Raw genomic sequence first — 14,606 nt, forward strand, 5'->3', positions numbered from 1 at the left:
ATCAAGGCTGCCAAAACGAAAAGACCTTGAAAGGGATGGCCCTTACGGCGGGTCACTTTTTCCAGACGCCCGGAATGCCGGCCCAGAAAAAAGTAACCAAAAAGGCTTGCTCCTACGTGCGGCCCGCTCGCTGGGGCTCGGGGGTCCTTCGCTCCGACGTCGCCTTACAGATCAAGAGCTGCAGCCGAGCTAACGCTCATCCTGTTGAGTGGTGAGGAGCGGGGCGTGGTCGGCTTTGGTTTTGTGGTGGATTTGCCCCTCACCCCAGCCCTCTCCCGAGGGAGAGGGAGCCGATGGTGGGCCTCTCAAAATTTGCGTTCAACTCGGACTTTCACGTCGGCGTAACTCTACCAAACACCTCGGTCAGTCCCCTCTCCCTGCGGGAGAGGGCTAGGGTGAGGGGCTTTTAGCTGTGTGTTGGGGATTGGGGAGTCCCGCACGCGGTTCACCGCCGGTTCGGCGAGCAGCAGTAGCTGATACCTGCTCGTGCCTGCACTTGAGTCAGACTTTGCAACCTGAGTGGTCAGTGCCTTCACCCCTCGATGATCTCAAGGCCTTGCACATCAATCTGACCATCATGAATCTGGTGCTCCTTGTTATTGTTGTCGAAGTCCTTGAAGGTGAAGTTGAAGGTGGCTTTGAAAATACCATCGGCAATATCGAACTCTTCTACGTCAATTGAGCCCGCATCTTTAATGCTGGTATAGTATTTTGTAATGTGGTGTTGTATATACAAAAAGTGAAACGGGCATGGGAATTTCTCCGTGAAGAAATGTTTGCCTTTCTCGATTTTTGCATCAAATATCAAGTGAATGGTAAATGAGGTGCTTGTGGAGTTTTGATAGGTCGCCTGTAATGCCACCAGTTCTCCATCACTCACAAAGAAATCGGGTTTCCCTTCAAATTTATCGGTGAAGTAGTCTTTGATTCTGGCGTTCACAGAACCGGTTCCTGATTCTCTACGTCCTTCAAATGTATCTCTTGTAATGGTCATGTCTTGCTCCGTTAAATCAAGTGCGGGATTCACTGGTAGTGTTTGCGTGGAGCAGATAATAAGGAACTGTCAGGTTTGACAGGTTGGCTATACCATTTGGCTATAGTTGTTCTATCAACCATAACTCTTCAGGTTTGATTGATTTCTCCAAAGTTGAATCTCTGTCCGTCGGTGGAAGACGCCTGTCAGATGCTCACGCCAGCCCCCTCCCCGAGGAGAGAGGCGATTTGGGGGCTTTCAGAGCCTGAGTTCGACTCGGTATTTCACGTCGGTGTAACTTGCCCAAACACCTCACCCTGACCCTCTCCCTTTGGGAGAGGGTCAGGGTGAGGGGCTTTTAGCTGTGGGCCGGGGATTTCGGGATTTCGTGGTTATCCAGCACGCGGTTCACCGCCAGTTCGGCGAGCATGATGATTTGCTGGATGGCCAGAATCGTCCGTCGCTGCGGCAGGTCGATGTAGGCGGCGATGTCGCTGGTCATGAGACTGGCCTGGGCCAGGGATTCGCAGGCGTGGACCAGCAGACTTTCGCTGTCCTGATCGGGGGCGACCTGGAACATGGTGCTGGGTTTGTGAAAGCGCAGGGTCAGTGCGTTGGGTTTGAGGTAGTGGTCGAGGGCGCGGTCGGCGGCTTCGTGGAATTTCTTTGAGCCGGGGAATTCGTAGGGGGTGGTGTCGTCGGTTTCAGGTGGATTGGGCGTTGGTTTGAACATGGTGAAACTCCATTCGGGATGTGGAGTTCGTCACGCACTGCGACCAAGCAGTAGGGTGGCGAACCGTACGTGGGTTGGTCGACCAGGGAATGGAAACCCGGCAGGGCCGAAGCCCTCCCACGCACAGTTCGCCATTAAGCAAGCTGAAAAAGTGCGCCATTCTAAACCCGGACGACCAAGTCCGGTCGCTGATTCGTCAGCGACACCCAAATCCTAGCCACCGCACTTCCGACGGACAACCTGCAAAACCTGTCGGAAAGATCCGCGAAATCCCCATTCTGTAGGAGCTGCCGTAGGCTGCGATCTTTTGATTTTTAAACATCAGGATCAAAAGATCGCAGCCTGCGGCAGCTCCTACAGGTTTCGTGGTGTGTTGAAAATCAGTTGGCGACGCGCGCGCCGGCGAGGCTGCCGCTTAATTCGTAAGCGGCCAATTCGGCTTGGTGGGCGGCGAGAATTTCCGGCAACGACCCGCGCAAATACTCAACCCACGTTTTGATCTTCGCATCCAGATATTGCCGCGACGGGTAGATCGCATACAGGTTCAGCTCTTGCGAGCGGTAGTTCGGCATGACCCGCACCAAGGTGCCGTTGCGCAAACCTTCGATCGCCGCATACACCGGCAACACGCCCACGCCCATGCCGCTGGTGATCGCGGTTTTCATCGCGTCGGCGGAGTTCACCAGAAACGGCGAGCTGTTGATGGTGACCATTTCCTGGCCTTCCGGGCCGTCGAAGGCCCATTTTTCCAGGGGGATCACCGGGCTGACCAGGCGCAGGCAGGCGTGGTTGAGCAGGTCGCTGGGCTTTTGCGCGGCGCCGTTGGCTTTCACGTAGGCCGGGGAGGCGCAGACGATGCTGTAAGTGATGCCCAGCCGTTGCGAAACAAAACCCGAGTCCGGCAACTCGCTGGCGAGCACGATGGACACGTCGTAGCCCTCGTCGAGCAGGTCCGGCACGCGGTTGGCCAGGGTCAGGTCGAAGGTCACGTCCGGGTGGGTCTTGCGGTAGCGGGCAATGGCGTCGATGACGAAATGCTGGCCGATACCGGTCATGGTGTGCACTTTCAATTGTCCGGCCGGGCGCGCGTGGGCGTCGCTGGCTTCGGCTTCGGCCTCTTCAACATAGGCCAGAATCTGTTCGCAGCGCAGCAGGTAGCGCTTGCCCGCTTCGGTGAGCGCAATGCGCCGCGTGGTGCGGTTGAGCAAACGGGTTTGCAGGTGAGCTTCCAGGTTGGAGACCGCGCGCGAGACGTTGGCGGTGGTGGTGTCGAGTTGCACGGCGGCGGCGGTGAAGCTGCCGGCTTCGGCGACACAACTGAAGGCGCGCATGTTTTGCAAAGTGTCCATGGGGTGCTCTCAAGGGAGATGGCAAATTGTGACACGAAGTTTCAGGGGCGAGACCCCAGACTTAAGGATTATCTCGTTAACCGTAACAAAGATTCACAGAAATCCCAGCTTATCGCGGTACAGGGCGTTCCCTAGAATTGCGCCGATCCCTGTAGGAGCTGCCGAAGGCTGCGATCTTTTGATTTTGTTTTAAGGGAATCAAGATCAAAAGATCGCAGCCTGCGGCAGCTCCTACACGGGTCCTTGATCTACCCCTCTCTCAGGAATTCGCAGCTGTGCCGCGTCGCATCAACAGAGCGCTTTTGCCGCTCAGTGTTCTGGCTTTTACCCTGGGTCTTGGCGGCTGCATCTCAACGGACGGAATTGCCCCGCAGGGCATGGCAATCGAGGCCAATTCTCTGGCCACCGATGACGCCATCGCCCACGCCGCCCGTGACGCCCACTGGCCCACCGCGCAATGGTGGCAAGCCTACGGCGACCCGCAACTCAACCGCTGGATCGACCTCGCCGTGAAGGGCAGCCCGAGTATGGCCATGGCCGCTGCGCGGGTGCGTCAGGCCAAAGCCCTGGCCGGCGTCGCCGAAGCGGCCGAGTCGTTGCAGATCAATGGCGAGTCGACCCTCAAACGCCACAACTGGCCGACCGACCCGTTCTACGGCCCGGGCGATCTGGCCAATACCACCACTTGGGACAACAACGCGGCGCTGGGTTTCAGCTACGCCCTCGACCTCTGGGGCCGTGAAAGCAATGCCAGTGAACGCGCGGTGGATCTGGCGCACATGAGCGCCGCCGAGGCGCGATTGGCGCAGCTCGAATTGCAGAACAACATCGTCCGCGCCTACATCGAACTGTCGCTGCATTACGCGCAGCGCGACATCGTTGCCGCGACGCTCAAACAGCAACAGCAGATTCTCGATCTGGCGCAGAAACGTTTGAACGGCGGAATCGGCACGCACTTCGAAGTTAGTCAGGCCGAAACGCCGCTGCCGGAAACCCATCGCCAGCTCGATGCGCTAGACGAAGAAATCGCCCTGAGTCGCAACCAGATTGCCGCGCTCGCCGGACAGGGGCCGGGGGCGGGCGCGCACTTGCAGCGTCCGACACTGTCACTCGCTGCTGCGTTGAAACTGCCGTCGGCTCTGCCCGCCGAATTGCTCGGCCAGCGGCCCGATGTGGTCGCCAGTCGCTGGCAAGTGGCGGCGCAGGCGCGGGGTATCGATGTCGCTCACGCCGGGTTTTACCCCAACGTCGATCTGGTCGGCAGCCTCGGTTACATGGCCACCGGCGGCGGTGCGCTGGAGTTTTTGACCGGCAAGAAACTCAACTACAACGTCGGGCCGGCGATCTCGCTGCCGATCTTCGACGGTGGCCGACTGCGCGCCGAATTGGGTGAAGCCTCCGCCGGTTACGACATCGCCGTGGCGCATTACAACCAGACGCTTGTCAATGCGCTGAAGAACATCTCCGATCAGTTGATCCGCCGCGAGTCGATGGACAAGCAGCAAGGCTTTGCCGCCGAGTCGGTGGCCACCGCGCAGAAGACTTACGACATCGCGATGATCGCCTATCAGCGTGGCCTCACCGATTACCTCAACGTGCTCAATGCGCAGACGTTGCTGTTCAAACAGCAGCAGGTGCAGCAGCAAGTGCAGGCGGCGCGCCTCAGTGCGCATGCCGAACTGGTGACGGCGCTGGGTGGCGGCCTCGGGGCCGGCAACGATGTGCCGACCGCCGAGAAAACCCAGGCCCCGAAAACCCCGGTTCTCCTGCGTTGAACACACGACCTAATGTGGGAGCGAGCCTGCTCGCGAAAGCGGTTCATCAGTCGACATCAACGTTGAATATGAAAACGCATTCGCGAGCAGGCTCGCTCCCACAGATTCTGCAACCAGACCGAATCTCTTTGAGCGCAATTAAATGACTTCCTTGCCCGCACCTCTGCGCTGGCTCTACTCCCTGGAATGGCGCCGAGGTTTCTTCGACTGGGCGCGCAGCGATGGCGTGACCTGGGTCTACATCTTCAAGGTGTTGATCGCCGCGTTTCTCACGCTGTGGCTGGCCATGCGCCTGGAATTGCCGCAACCGCGCACGGCGATGATCACCGTGTTCATCGTCATGCAGCCGCAAAGCGGCCAGGTGTTTGCCAAGAGTTTCTATCGCTTCCTCGGCACGTTGGCCGGGTCGGCGATGATGGTCACGTTGATCGCGTTGTTCGCGCAAAACACCGAGCTGTTCCTCGGTTCGCTGGCGATCTGGGTCGGCATCTGCTCGGCCGGTGCTGCGCGTTGCCGCAATTTCCGCGCCTACGGTTTTGTCCTCGCCGGCTACACCGCGGCGATGGTTGGCTTGCCCGCGTTGGCGCACCCGGACGGCGCGTTCATGGCAGCGGTTTGGCGAGTGCTGGAGATCTCGCTGGGGATTCTCTGCTCAACCCTGATCAGCGCCGCGATCCTGCCGCAAACCGCCAGCGCGGCCATGCGTAACGCCCTCTATCAGCGCTTTGGTGTATTCGCGCTGTTCGTCACCGATGGCCTGCGCGGGCGCAGCAAAGCTGAAGCTTTCGAGGCGAGCAACGTGCGCTTTATCGCCGAAGCCGTGGGCCTCGAAGGGCTGCGCAGCGTGACCGTATTCGAAGACCCGCACATGCGCCGGCGTAACGGTCGATTGAGCCGTTTGAACAGCGAATTCATGGGCATCACCACGCGCTTCAACGCGCTGCATCAGTTGCTTGAACGCCTGCGCGGTAACGGCGAAGAACATGTGGTTGCGGCGATCAAACCCGGTTTGCAGGATCTCGCCGAAGTACTCGACGGCTTTAGCGGTCGTGCCCTGACCAGCCCCGATGCCGCGCGCTTGGCGACAGCGCTGGCGAGCTACAAGGAAGGCCTGCCGGCACGTGTGCGCAGCCTGCGCGCCCTCTTCCAGGAGAGCGAACCGAGCGACGCCGAGCAACTGGATTTCCACACCGCGTACGAACTGCTTTATCGCTTCGTCGACGACCTGCACAGTTATGCCCAGACCCACGCCTCATTGGCCGATCACCGCCATGAACGTGAGCGCTGGGACGAACCGTTCACCCCGCAAACCAACTGGTGGGCCGCCGCTGCATCAGGCATACGCGCCTCGTTCATCCTCATCGTGCTGGGCAGTTATTGGGTCGCCACCGCATGGCCAAGCGGCGCGACGATGACCCTGATTGCTGCCGCCACCGTGGGCCTCTCCGCCGCCACGCCGAACCCGAAACGCATGGCATTCCAAATGGCGTGCGGTACGTTTCTCGGCGCGCTGATCGGTTTCGTCGAGATGTTTTTCATCTTCCCGTGGATCGACGGTTTCCCGCTGCTGTGCGTGATGCTCGCACCCGTCATCGTGCTCGGTTCGTTCCTCACGTCGCGCCCGCAATACGCCGGTGTCGGCCTCGGGTTGCTGATCTTCTTCAGCACCGGTTCGGTGCCGGATAACCTGACCGTCTACAACCCATACACCTTCATCAACGACTACATCGCCATGGTCATGGGCATGTTGGTCTGTGCCGCTGCCGGGGCAATTATTCTGCCGCCGAACAGCCGCTGGTTGTGGAAACGTCTGGAGCAGGATTTGCGCGGGCAAGTGGTCTACGCGATCAGCGGAAAGCTCAAAGGCCTCGCCTCGAGTTTCGAGAGCCGTACCCGCGATTTGCTGCATCAGGCCTACGGTCTCGCGGCCGGGCAGCCGAAGGTGCAAAAGCACCTGCTGCGCTGGATGTTTGTGGTCCTGGAAGTCGGCCACGCAATCATCGAGTTGCGCAAGGAACAGGCGATTCTGCCGGTGCACCCGGCCTATGCCGAATCGCAGCCGTGGCGGCAGGCAATCCGCGTGATGGGCCGCGCGCTGGTGCGGCTGTTTCTGCAGCCCAACTCAAGCAATCTCGAACGTGCGCTGGTGGCGGTCGATCATGCGATCAGTCGCGTGGCGGCCACCGATGAACCGTTCGCGCCGCACTTCGATACCTCGGCGTTGCGGCGGGTGAAGAGCTATCTGCACTTTATCCGCACTTCGCTGCTCGACCCGCAATCACCGCTCGCGGCCTACGCCGTCGCCAAGCCCGAAGGAATTGCCCATGCCTCGTGAAATCGCCTTCCACGGCGTGTACATGCCGACCATGACCCTGATGTTTTTCATCGCTGCGGCACTGGCCTGGGCGGTGGACCGGTTCCTGTCCGGGTTCGATCTGTACCGTTTTTTCTGGCACCCGGCGCTGTTGCGTCTGAGTCTGTTTACCTGTCTGTTCGGCGCCATGGCGCTGACTGTTTACCGTTGAGAACGATCTGATGAAAAAGTTTTTCAGCCTGCTCGCGACCCTGCTGGTGCTGGCCTTGGCGCTGTGGATCGGCCGCACGTTGTGGGAGCACTACATGAACACGCCGTGGACCCGCGATGGCCGGGTTCGCGCCGACATTATCAACGTTGCCGCCGACGTCACCGGTGAAGTGATCGACGTGCCGGTGCGCGACAACCAACTGGTTAAGAAAGGCGATTTGCTCATGCAGATCGACCCGGAGCATTACCGCATCGCGGTGAAACAGGCGCAGTCGCTGGTCGCTTCGCGCAAGTCGACGTGGGAGATGCGCAAGGTCAACGCCCATCGCCGCGCCGACCTCGACAACCTGGTGATCTCCAAGGAAAACCGCGACGACGCCAGCAACATCGCCGACGCCGCGCTGGCCGATTATCAACACGCCCAAGCGCAACTGGAAGCGGCCGAACTCAACCTCAAACGCACCGAAGTGCGCGCGGCGGTCGACGGTTACGTGACCAACCTCAACGTGCATCGCGGTGACTACGCGCGCATCGGCGAGGCGAAAATGGCCGTCGTCGACATGAATTCGTTCTGGGTTTACGGCTTCTTTGAAGAGACCAAACTGCCCCGCGTGAAAGTCGGTGACAAGGCCGATATGCAGTTGATGAGCGGCGAAGTCTTGAAGGGCCACGTGGAAAGCATTTCCCGTGGCATCTATGACCGCGACAACCCGGAGAGCCGCGAGCTGATCGCCGATGTGAACCCGACGTTCAACTGGGTGCGGCTGGCGCAGCGGGTGCCGGTGCGGATTCATATTGATGAAGTGCCGGATGGGGTGTTGCTGGCGGCGGGGATTACTTGCACGGTGGTGGTGCAGCAGGACGCCAGCGAATAACGGGTATCAAGAAATCTTTTTGTGGCGAGGGAGCAAGCTCCCTCGCCACAGGTATGTATTTAGTTGTAGAACTTTTTGACCACCAGCAGACCGGACTCGATGGTTTCACCGACCGACAACTCTGGATCTTCCATGATGGCGACGATGCGCTGGTCCTTCGAGATATCCGCGTAAGACTTTTTCAGCTTGGCAGCGCGATCGATCACGATGTAGCTCAGCACGTGGCCACGGCTCTTGGTGAACGGCTGCTTGATTGCCGTGTACATGGTTTGCTTCACGTAGTCGTAACGCTCGGTTGACGACATGCCCTTGAAGGTGTCCGGCCATTCCTGGTAGATCTCGGCAGAGTAACGGCCGACGTCTTCTTCCCGCGCTTCGGCGTACATGGCTTCCTTGCTGGTGACCTGGCCGGCAAGTTCGCTGTAACGCTTGTCGCCTTCGGCGATTTGCGCAGCCGTCATTTTCTTTTTCAGGGCGTCGGCCGCCGTTGCGTCATCGGCTTTGGCCATGATCTTGGTCCAGGCGTAGGCCGCGACCAGATTGCCTTGCTCCTCGTACTGCTTGATCAGGTCCTTCTGCGCCTCGGGATAGCCGTGCACCGACGAGCGCTCCAGCCAGCGAGTGGCCAGCGCCGCATCTGCCTTGACCCCGGAGTTGCCGTATTTGTAGTCCTGATACAGGCCGTATTCTGCGCACCAGTCGTTTTGCCGCGCCGCGTAAGCCGTGTAGTTGAAGGCTTGGCGGTTACGCTGCTCGGTGGTCAGCTGTTCGTCCTGAGCGGTAATCATCGACAGGTAGCAAAACGCGCGTGGGTGTTTCGGCGCGGCCATGACCATGCAGGTCTTGGCGTCGTCGAGCTCCTGGTTTTCGTACATCTGGAAACCGATGCCGAACAGAATGTCGCTATCCATCTGCGGGTTGCAGAGTTCACTGGCCGTGACGACCGGCAATACGTCCTGCTGAGTCAGTAACGGCAGAGTGTCATTGAGAGGGGTTTCTTTGCTTGCACAACCAGCCAGCACGGTGAGCAATGCCAGAGGCAATACGTTGAAAACTTTCACAAGATGTTTCCTGATCTGGATTGGAGCGTAAAAGCAGGGCTCGCCTCAGGCAGTTCAACAAAGCAGCGGCCGTTTCCGAGAAGGAAAGGTCGGGGGGAGGGGGTATCAGTGTTCAGCAATTCCCTTGCTTCGATGCTTGCGCCAGCGATTCCATACGCTATCGGGTTCACTTGAAGCGGCGGGCGCTTCAAGTGCGGCGCATTCTACGTGGATCGACCGATTTGGCAATTTCACCGAAGTGAATCAAAGCTGCCTGCGCAAGCCGAAGCGTTTCATCAACGTCGACTCCAGCAACCCCTTGGGCAGCAACGCCGCCAGCATCGGCAGCGCCCGGCTGCCATTGCCGATACGGATCAGCCGTGGCGGTTTGCGCTGTTGCACGGCATTGAGCAGTACGTCTGCAAACTCACTGGCCGGCGTCGGCTTGTCCTGCGATGCCTTTGCCCGTGCGCGAATGCCCTCGCGCAGCGGAAACCACGGCGATTGTTCATTGATCAATTGCTCTGCCTCATGCCCGGCATTCTTGGCAAAACTCGATTGAATCGCCCCCGGCTGGACTTCCATCACGCGAATGCCGAACGGCGCCAGTTCCATGCGCAAGGCATCGCTCAAGGCATGCACTGCCGCCTTCGATGCGCAGTACGCACCGGCGAATGGCGTGACCAAAACCCCTGACACACTGCCGATATTCACCACCAGCCCCTTGGCCCGGCGCAGCACCGGGAACAGCGCGCGGGTGACACCGACGATCGAAAACACATTGGTTTCGAACTGGCGCTGCATGGCCGCCACTCCGCCGTCGAGCAGCGGCCCCATGGCGCCGTAACCGGCATTGTTGATCAGCACATCGAGGCCGCCGTGTTGCTGGTTGATCCGCTCGCCAAGTTGCTCCAGCGCCGCGCTGTCATTGACGTCCAGTTGCACCGCAGTGAATCCGGCACTTGTCAGCGCAGCAACATCCTCAGCCTTGCGCGCACTGGCCCAGACTTTGTACCCGGCAGCTTTGAACGCATCAGCGAGGGCGCGGCCGATGCCGCTGGAACAACCGGTAATCAATGCAACGGGCATGGCGCCTTCCTTGTGCAAAAGAGTGGGGGGAGGGGATCAGTCGGAGAAACTACCCTGTAAGCGCTCGGCGCGAAACTCCAGGGTTTGCGGGCGATATCCGGGGCGCAGCGGCGGCATCGGCAGGCAGTCTTCCCATTCGCCGCCGGCCTGCAATTCGCCGGGGCCACGATAGCGCGGGGCGGTGTATTGGTTGTCGGCCAGGTTGACCGTGTCGCCCGGCGCGTAGGCAGCGATGCGCCAGCGCAGTTCGGTCAGGGGCACGTCGTTGCCGTTCTTCATTTTCAGTTGCAGCGGACGATCGGCTGGGCACTGTTCGGGAGCGTAGGCGATGCGCATCTCAAGGCGCGCCAGTTGCTTGATCTCGCGGTTGTCCAGCCACACCACCCACATGGCTACGAAACCCAGGCCAATCGCCGCCGCCACGGAAACCGGTAAAGCTTTGGCCGGGTAGCGCAACAGCAGGATCAACCAGGTGATGACCAGCAGAATGCCGATGAACATGCGCACAACCTCGAGGAGAGAGAGGGTCATCCTACCTAAGCGTAGGTGAGGTTGGCGATGGGCAGGGCAAAGTCAAAAGATCGCAGCCTGCGGCAGCTCCTACAGTTGGAACGCGTTTGTCCTGTAGGAGCTGCCGCAGGCTGCGATCTTCTGATTGTAAAAAAAGCCCCCGCCCAACCCGCTGCGGATAGGGGACGCAGCGGGCTGGACGGGGGCTTCTTGTTTTATCGATCAGTTACTGCGCGATGGTTTTCACCGACACGCCGCGTTCGATCGGGGTGGAGCGGCCGTAGATATCTTCGAAACGTTCGATATCGTCTTCACCCAGGTAGCTGCCCGATTGCACTTCGATGATTTCCAGCGGGATCTTGCCCGGGTTACGCAGGCGATGCACCGAGGCGATCGGGATGTAGGTCGACTGGTTTTCGCAGAGCAGGAACACGTTTTCATCGCAGGTCACTTCGGCAGTGCCGCTGACCACGATCCAGTGCTCGGCGCGGTGGTGGTGCATCTGCAGCGACAGGCACGCGCCCGGTTTCACCGAGATGTGTTTGACCTGGAAACGCCCGCCCATGTCCACCGAGTCGTACGAGCCCCACGGACGATAGACTTCGCAGTGGTTCTGGGTTTCGCTGCGGCCCTGCTCATTGAGCGTGTTGACCATTTGCTTGACGCCCTGAACCTTGTCTTTGTGGGCGATCATCATGGCGTCTTTGGTTTCGACCACGACGATATTTTCCAGGCCGATCACCGACACCAGTTTGCCGTTGCCGTGGATCATGCAGTTCTTGCTGTCCTGAATCACCACATCGCCCTTGGTGACGTTGCCGTTGGCGTCTTTCTCGTTGACTTCCCACAGCGACGACCAGCAACCGACGTCGCTCCAGCCAGCAGTCAGCGGCACCACGCAGGCGCGCTGGGTTTTTTCCATGACGGAGTAGTCGATGGAATTGTCCGGGCAGCAGGCGAAGGTGGCTTCGTCGAAGGTGATGGTGTCAGCGTCCTGCTGGCTGCGCTCGAGGGTCAGCAGGCAGGTGTCGTAGATGTCCGGGTCGTGCTTTTTCAGTTCTTCGAGGAAGCGGCTGGCGCGGAACAGGAACATGCCGCTGTTCCAGTAGTAACCGCCGGACTCGACGTACTCGGTGGCACGTTTGACGTCAGGTTTTTCGACGAAGTGCGACACGCGGCTGACGCCTTCGGGTAGCAGCGAATCAGCAGTGGATTTGATGTAGCCGTAGCCGGTTTCCGGTTTGGTTGCCGGCACGCCGAACAGGACCATTTCGCCGTTTTCGGCGGCGACGGTGGCCAGAGCGAGGGCGCGTTGCAGCGCTTTCTGGTCTTCCAGCACGTGGTCGGCTGGCAGCACTAGCATCAGTTCGTCACGGCCTTCATTGACCAGCATCATCGCCGTCAGCGCTACGGCTGGCGCAGTGTTGCGGCCGAACGGTTCCATCAGGATGCGCTGGCATTCCAGCTTACGATTGGCCAACTGCTCGTTGACGATGAAGCGGTGATCCTTGTTGCAGACCACGATCGGGGTGTCCATGCCTTCGAACACCAGGCGCTCGAGGGTTTGCTGGAACAGGGTGTGTTCGCCGGTCAGGGCGAGGAATTGCTTAGGGAATTGCTTACGCGAAAGCGGCCAGAGACGCGAACCGCTACCACCTGACAAGATCACCGGAATCATAATGTTTACTCCATAAAATCGATTGGTTAGAGGCACGAACGCTGTGTCGTTTCACTCTTGTTTTTGTCTCGTACCGAGAGGCCGCCGCATTCCCCTGTAGGAGCTGCCGAAGGCTGCGATCTGGTGATCTTGATCTTCAAAAACAAAGTCAAAAGATCGCAGCGTGCCGCAGCTCCTACAGGGGGCAGCGTCTCTTCGGGAAATTTGTTAGCGAGTCGATACCGGGCGTTTCACCCAGACTGGCGACAGGCTGCTGCCGCTGCCGGTGACGTACAGCACCGCTGCTTCACCGCGTTCCAGGGCGACCGGTTTCACGTCGCCGACTTTCTTGTCACCTTCGTACAGCGCCAGGCTGACTTTCACCGGGTTGATTTCACGTTCGCCACGGCCCTTGGCCGCCACGGTTTTGACCACTTCAGTCTTGCCGTCGGCAGTCTTCAGGGTCAGCGGCTTGTCGCTGAGGTTCTGCACGCGCACCAGGGATTTCTGCTTGTTCTTGAACGGTGGTTCTTCGATCAGTTGCGGTGCGCCGGACGCGTTGTTGACCAGGGTGTAGTAGTGGTCACCGGCCAATTTCACCGGCAGGGTCTGGCTGCCGACCTTGGCGCTGTAATCGCCGCCCGGCATGAAGCTGAAGTCGCTGCTGGCCAGTGGCGCAACGTCGCTCAGGTTGGTGCTGCCGACAGTCGCGCTGACTTCAGCATTGCTGGCGTTGTAGATCCGCACAAAGCTCGAGCCTTTCGGTGCAGTCGGGCCGTACAGCGCGGCGTCGCCACCTGCAAAGGCCTGGACCGACAGCACGCTCAGACCTGCAACCAGTGCAATGCGTTTTGCGAGACGACGAGGAGTAGTAGTGAAAGTCATGGTGTACCTCTCTTTCAGTTTTGCGCCCGATCGGGCGTCTCGGATTTAGTGTTTATGGCTACGTTTTGTTGGCGAGCACCGGCTTGTTTGAGCTCTGCGACCCACTGCGGGTCGGCGTCGCCGATTTCGTTGTTCACAGGCAGATAACGTTCAGGAAACTCCCAGATCAGCACCTGTGGCGGGCTGTTCTTGAAGTCGTCGCTTTTCAGGTAGCTGAGCATCGGCAGGATCGGGCCGTGGCCGTCTTCGGCGTAGTTCACGACGTCGCTGTGCAGCGCTTGTTTCAGCGCACCGACGAAGTTCCAGTTGGGGTTGGCGCTGTAGCTGGTGCCGATCAGCGCGACCGGCACTTCGCTGTTGGCGAACAGTGCGTCGTCACCGGCAGGTTGCTCGCCAGCGGCTACGGTGTTGCGCTTTTGCAGCGGCTCTTGCGCCGGCATCAGGTTTTCGAACAGCGGGTCCAGCGGCAGGAACAGACGCAGGTCGCCCTTGTGCGTGACCTTCTCGGCCGGCGTGGTAACGAAGCGCTGTGGCTCGCCGCTGAGCGGGAACTTGTCGGCGATGGTTTTCGCCAGGGTGTTGGCCGCGACCTCGGCGCCCTCAGGCGTCCAGTGCGTGTCAGTGCGCAGGAACACTTGCTGACCGTTCTGCTTCGCCTGTTGCAATGGCTTGAGCAGGTCAGGGGCGAGGATCTTGTCGGCCGCCACACGCTGGTGGAAATCCTGATAGAGGTTTTCGTGGATGCTCGCCGGTTTCACTTCACCCAGATGTTCCGGGTACAGGCGAACCTTGGCCGGCACGATCGCCATCACCAGTTTCACGCCTTTCTCTTTCAGGGTCTGGCGCACGCCTTCGACCAGCGCGTAGTTGCCTTGCAGGTTCAGCTCTTCGTTGACGATCGGGTTGAATTCCTCATCGCTGTACAACCACTGATCGCGACCGAGCACTACGCCCGGACGACCTTCGTTGAACAGTTTGAAATCCAGCGCGGCCCAGAGATTGGTGCCCAGACGCTTGATCGGAAACTCTTCGTCATAGTGGGTTTCCACGGCTTTGGTCCAGCGGCCGTTGAGCACCGTCGCATCGGCGTTGGTGCTGAAGCCGAAGAAGCTGCGAACCGACCACAGACCGAGGACCAACAGCGTCACCAGGAACAGGGCGATGTAGAAGATGCGTAATGAGCGGGTCATGTCAGA

General features: G+C 59.6%; 14 protein-coding genes. 5 read left to right on the forward strand and 9 right to left on the reverse strand.

Going from position 1 to position 14,606, the window contains the following annotated elements:
- On the forward strand, positions 1-215 hold a 215-nt coding region (locus tag M9827_RS23270), incomplete at its 5' end, for a hypothetical protein (protein ID WP_250607336.1).
- 317 nt (positions 216-532) lie between these two features.
- On the opposite strand, the gene M9827_RS23275 is transcribed toward M9827_RS23270, so the two are convergent.
- The 3 genes from M9827_RS23275 to M9827_RS23285 form a co-directional block, all read right to left on the reverse strand.
- On the reverse strand, positions 533-994 hold the full coding sequence (locus M9827_RS23275) for a hypothetical protein (RefSeq protein ID WP_250607338.1): 462 nt from the start codon (positions 992-994) through the stop codon (positions 533-535).
- A 337-nt stretch (positions 995-1,331) separates the two neighbouring features.
- Positions 1,332-1,706 carry a DUF6124 family protein gene (locus M9827_RS23280; RefSeq protein WP_250607340.1) on the reverse strand — a complete coding sequence of 125 codons (375 nt, stop codon included), beginning with the start codon at positions 1,704-1,706 and terminating at the stop codon, positions 1,332-1,334.
- A gap of 380 nt (positions 1,707-2,086) precedes the next feature.
- Positions 2,087-3,055, reverse strand: a complete 969-nt coding sequence (locus M9827_RS23285; RefSeq protein ID WP_007914118.1) for a LysR family transcriptional regulator — start codon at positions 3,053-3,055, stop codon at positions 2,087-2,089.
- A gap of 275 nt (positions 3,056-3,330) precedes the next feature.
- On the opposite strand from M9827_RS23285, the gene M9827_RS23290 reads away from it, so the two are divergent.
- The 4 genes from M9827_RS23290 (at position 3,331) to M9827_RS23305 (ending at position 8,229) form a co-directional block, all read left to right on the forward strand.
- A complete protein-coding gene (locus tag M9827_RS23290) occupies positions 3,331-4,830 on the forward strand; it encodes an efflux transporter outer membrane subunit (protein ID WP_250607342.1) in 1,500 nt (499 codons plus the stop codon).
- Between the two features lie 142 nt (positions 4,831-4,972).
- Positions 4,973-7,165 carry an FUSC family protein gene (locus M9827_RS23295; protein WP_250607344.1) on the forward strand — a complete coding sequence of 731 codons (2,193 nt, stop codon included), beginning with the start codon at positions 4,973-4,975 and terminating at the stop codon, positions 7,163-7,165.
- Entirely contained in the window at positions 7,155-7,355 is a 201-nt protein-coding gene (locus M9827_RS23300) for a DUF1656 domain-containing protein (RefSeq protein WP_007914106.1), read from the forward strand. The genes M9827_RS23295 and M9827_RS23300 overlap by 11 nt, the downstream gene beginning before the upstream one ends.
- 10 nt (positions 7,356-7,365) lie before the next feature.
- The gene (locus tag M9827_RS23305; protein ID WP_250607346.1) at positions 7,366-8,229 is read left to right on the forward strand and encodes an efflux RND transporter periplasmic adaptor subunit; all 864 of its coding nucleotides are present in this window, start codon (positions 7,366-7,368) and stop codon (positions 8,227-8,229) included.
- Positions 8,230-8,288: 59 nt separating this feature from the next.
- Here the strand turns inward: M9827_RS23305 and M9827_RS23310 are convergent, their stop codons facing one another.
- The 6 genes from M9827_RS23310 to M9827_RS23335 form a co-directional block, all read right to left on the reverse strand.
- On the reverse strand, positions 8,289-9,290 hold the full coding sequence (locus tag M9827_RS23310) for an SEL1-like repeat protein (RefSeq protein ID WP_250607348.1): 1,002 nt from the start codon (positions 9,288-9,290) through the stop codon (positions 8,289-8,291).
- Positions 9,291-9,533: 243 nt separating this feature from the next.
- Positions 9,534-10,358 (reverse strand): SDR family oxidoreductase, encoded by an 825-nt coding sequence (locus tag M9827_RS23315; RefSeq protein ID WP_250607350.1) that lies wholly within the window; start codon positions 10,356-10,358, stop codon positions 9,534-9,536.
- A 36-nt stretch (positions 10,359-10,394) separates the two neighbouring features.
- Positions 10,395-10,859, reverse strand: a complete 465-nt coding sequence (locus M9827_RS23320; RefSeq protein WP_093436253.1) for a multidrug transporter — start codon at positions 10,857-10,859, stop codon at positions 10,395-10,397.
- A gap of 235 nt (positions 10,860-11,094) precedes the next feature.
- Positions 11,095-12,546: a mannose-1-phosphate guanylyltransferase/mannose-6-phosphate isomerase gene (locus M9827_RS23325; RefSeq protein ID WP_150792404.1), complete on the reverse strand. Its 1,452-nt coding sequence runs from the start codon at positions 12,544-12,546 to the stop codon at positions 11,095-11,097.
- Positions 12,547-12,753: 207 nt separating this feature from the next.
- On the reverse strand, positions 12,754-13,410 hold the full coding sequence (locus M9827_RS23330; RefSeq protein ID WP_250607352.1) for an alginate O-acetyltransferase AlgF: 657 nt from the start codon (positions 13,408-13,410) through the stop codon (positions 12,754-12,756).
- A gap of 14 nt (positions 13,411-13,424) precedes the next feature.
- The gene (locus M9827_RS23335; RefSeq protein ID WP_250607354.1) at positions 13,425-14,600 is read right to left on the reverse strand and encodes an alginate O-acetyltransferase; all 1,176 of its coding nucleotides are present in this window, start codon (positions 14,598-14,600) and stop codon (positions 13,425-13,427) included.
- Positions 14,601-14,606: the final 6 nt, after the last annotated feature.

Origin of the sequence: Pseudomonas sp. AKS31, assembly GCF_023634765.1 — a bacterium.
Classification (GTDB): domain Bacteria; phylum Pseudomonadota; class Gammaproteobacteria; order Pseudomonadales; family Pseudomonadaceae; genus Aquipseudomonas.

What these genes read in the sequence shown, in the direction of transcription:
- M9827_RS23275 (WP_250607338.1), bottom strand. Translation starts at nt 994, where the DNA reads ATGACCATTACAAGAGATACATTTGAAGGACGTAGAGAATCAGGAACC.
- M9827_RS23280 (WP_250607340.1), bottom strand. Translation starts at nt 1,706, where the DNA reads ATGTTCAAACCAACGCCCAATCCACCTGAAACCGACGACACCACCCCC.
- M9827_RS23285 (WP_007914118.1), bottom strand. Translation starts at nt 3,055, where the DNA reads ATGGACACTTTGCAAAACATGCGCGCCTTCAGTTGTGTCGCCGAAGCC.
- M9827_RS23295 (WP_250607344.1), top strand. Translation starts at nt 4,973, where the DNA reads ATGACTTCCTTGCCCGCACCTCTGCGCTGGCTCTACTCCCTGGAATGG.
- M9827_RS23300 (WP_007914106.1), top strand. Translation starts at nt 7,155, where the DNA reads ATGCCTCGTGAAATCGCCTTCCACGGCGTGTACATGCCGACCATGACC.
- M9827_RS23305 (WP_250607346.1), top strand. Translation starts at nt 7,366, where the DNA reads ATGAAAAAGTTTTTCAGCCTGCTCGCGACCCTGCTGGTGCTGGCCTTG.
- M9827_RS23315 (WP_250607350.1), bottom strand. Translation starts at nt 10,358, where the DNA reads ATGCCCGTTGCATTGATTACCGGTTGTTCCAGCGGCATCGGCCGCGCC.
- M9827_RS23320 (WP_093436253.1), bottom strand. Translation starts at nt 10,859, where the DNA reads ATGTTCATCGGCATTCTGCTGGTCATCACCTGGTTGATCCTGCTGTTG.
- M9827_RS23325 (WP_150792404.1), bottom strand. Translation starts at nt 12,546, where the DNA reads ATGATTCCGGTGATCTTGTCAGGTGGTAGCGGTTCGCGTCTCTGGCCG.
- M9827_RS23330 (WP_250607352.1), bottom strand. Translation starts at nt 13,410, where the DNA reads ATGACTTTCACTACTACTCCTCGTCGTCTCGCAAAACGCATTGCACTG.
- M9827_RS23335 (WP_250607354.1), bottom strand. Translation starts at nt 14,600, where the DNA reads ATGACCCGCTCATTACGCATCTTCTACATCGCCCTGTTCCTGGTGACG.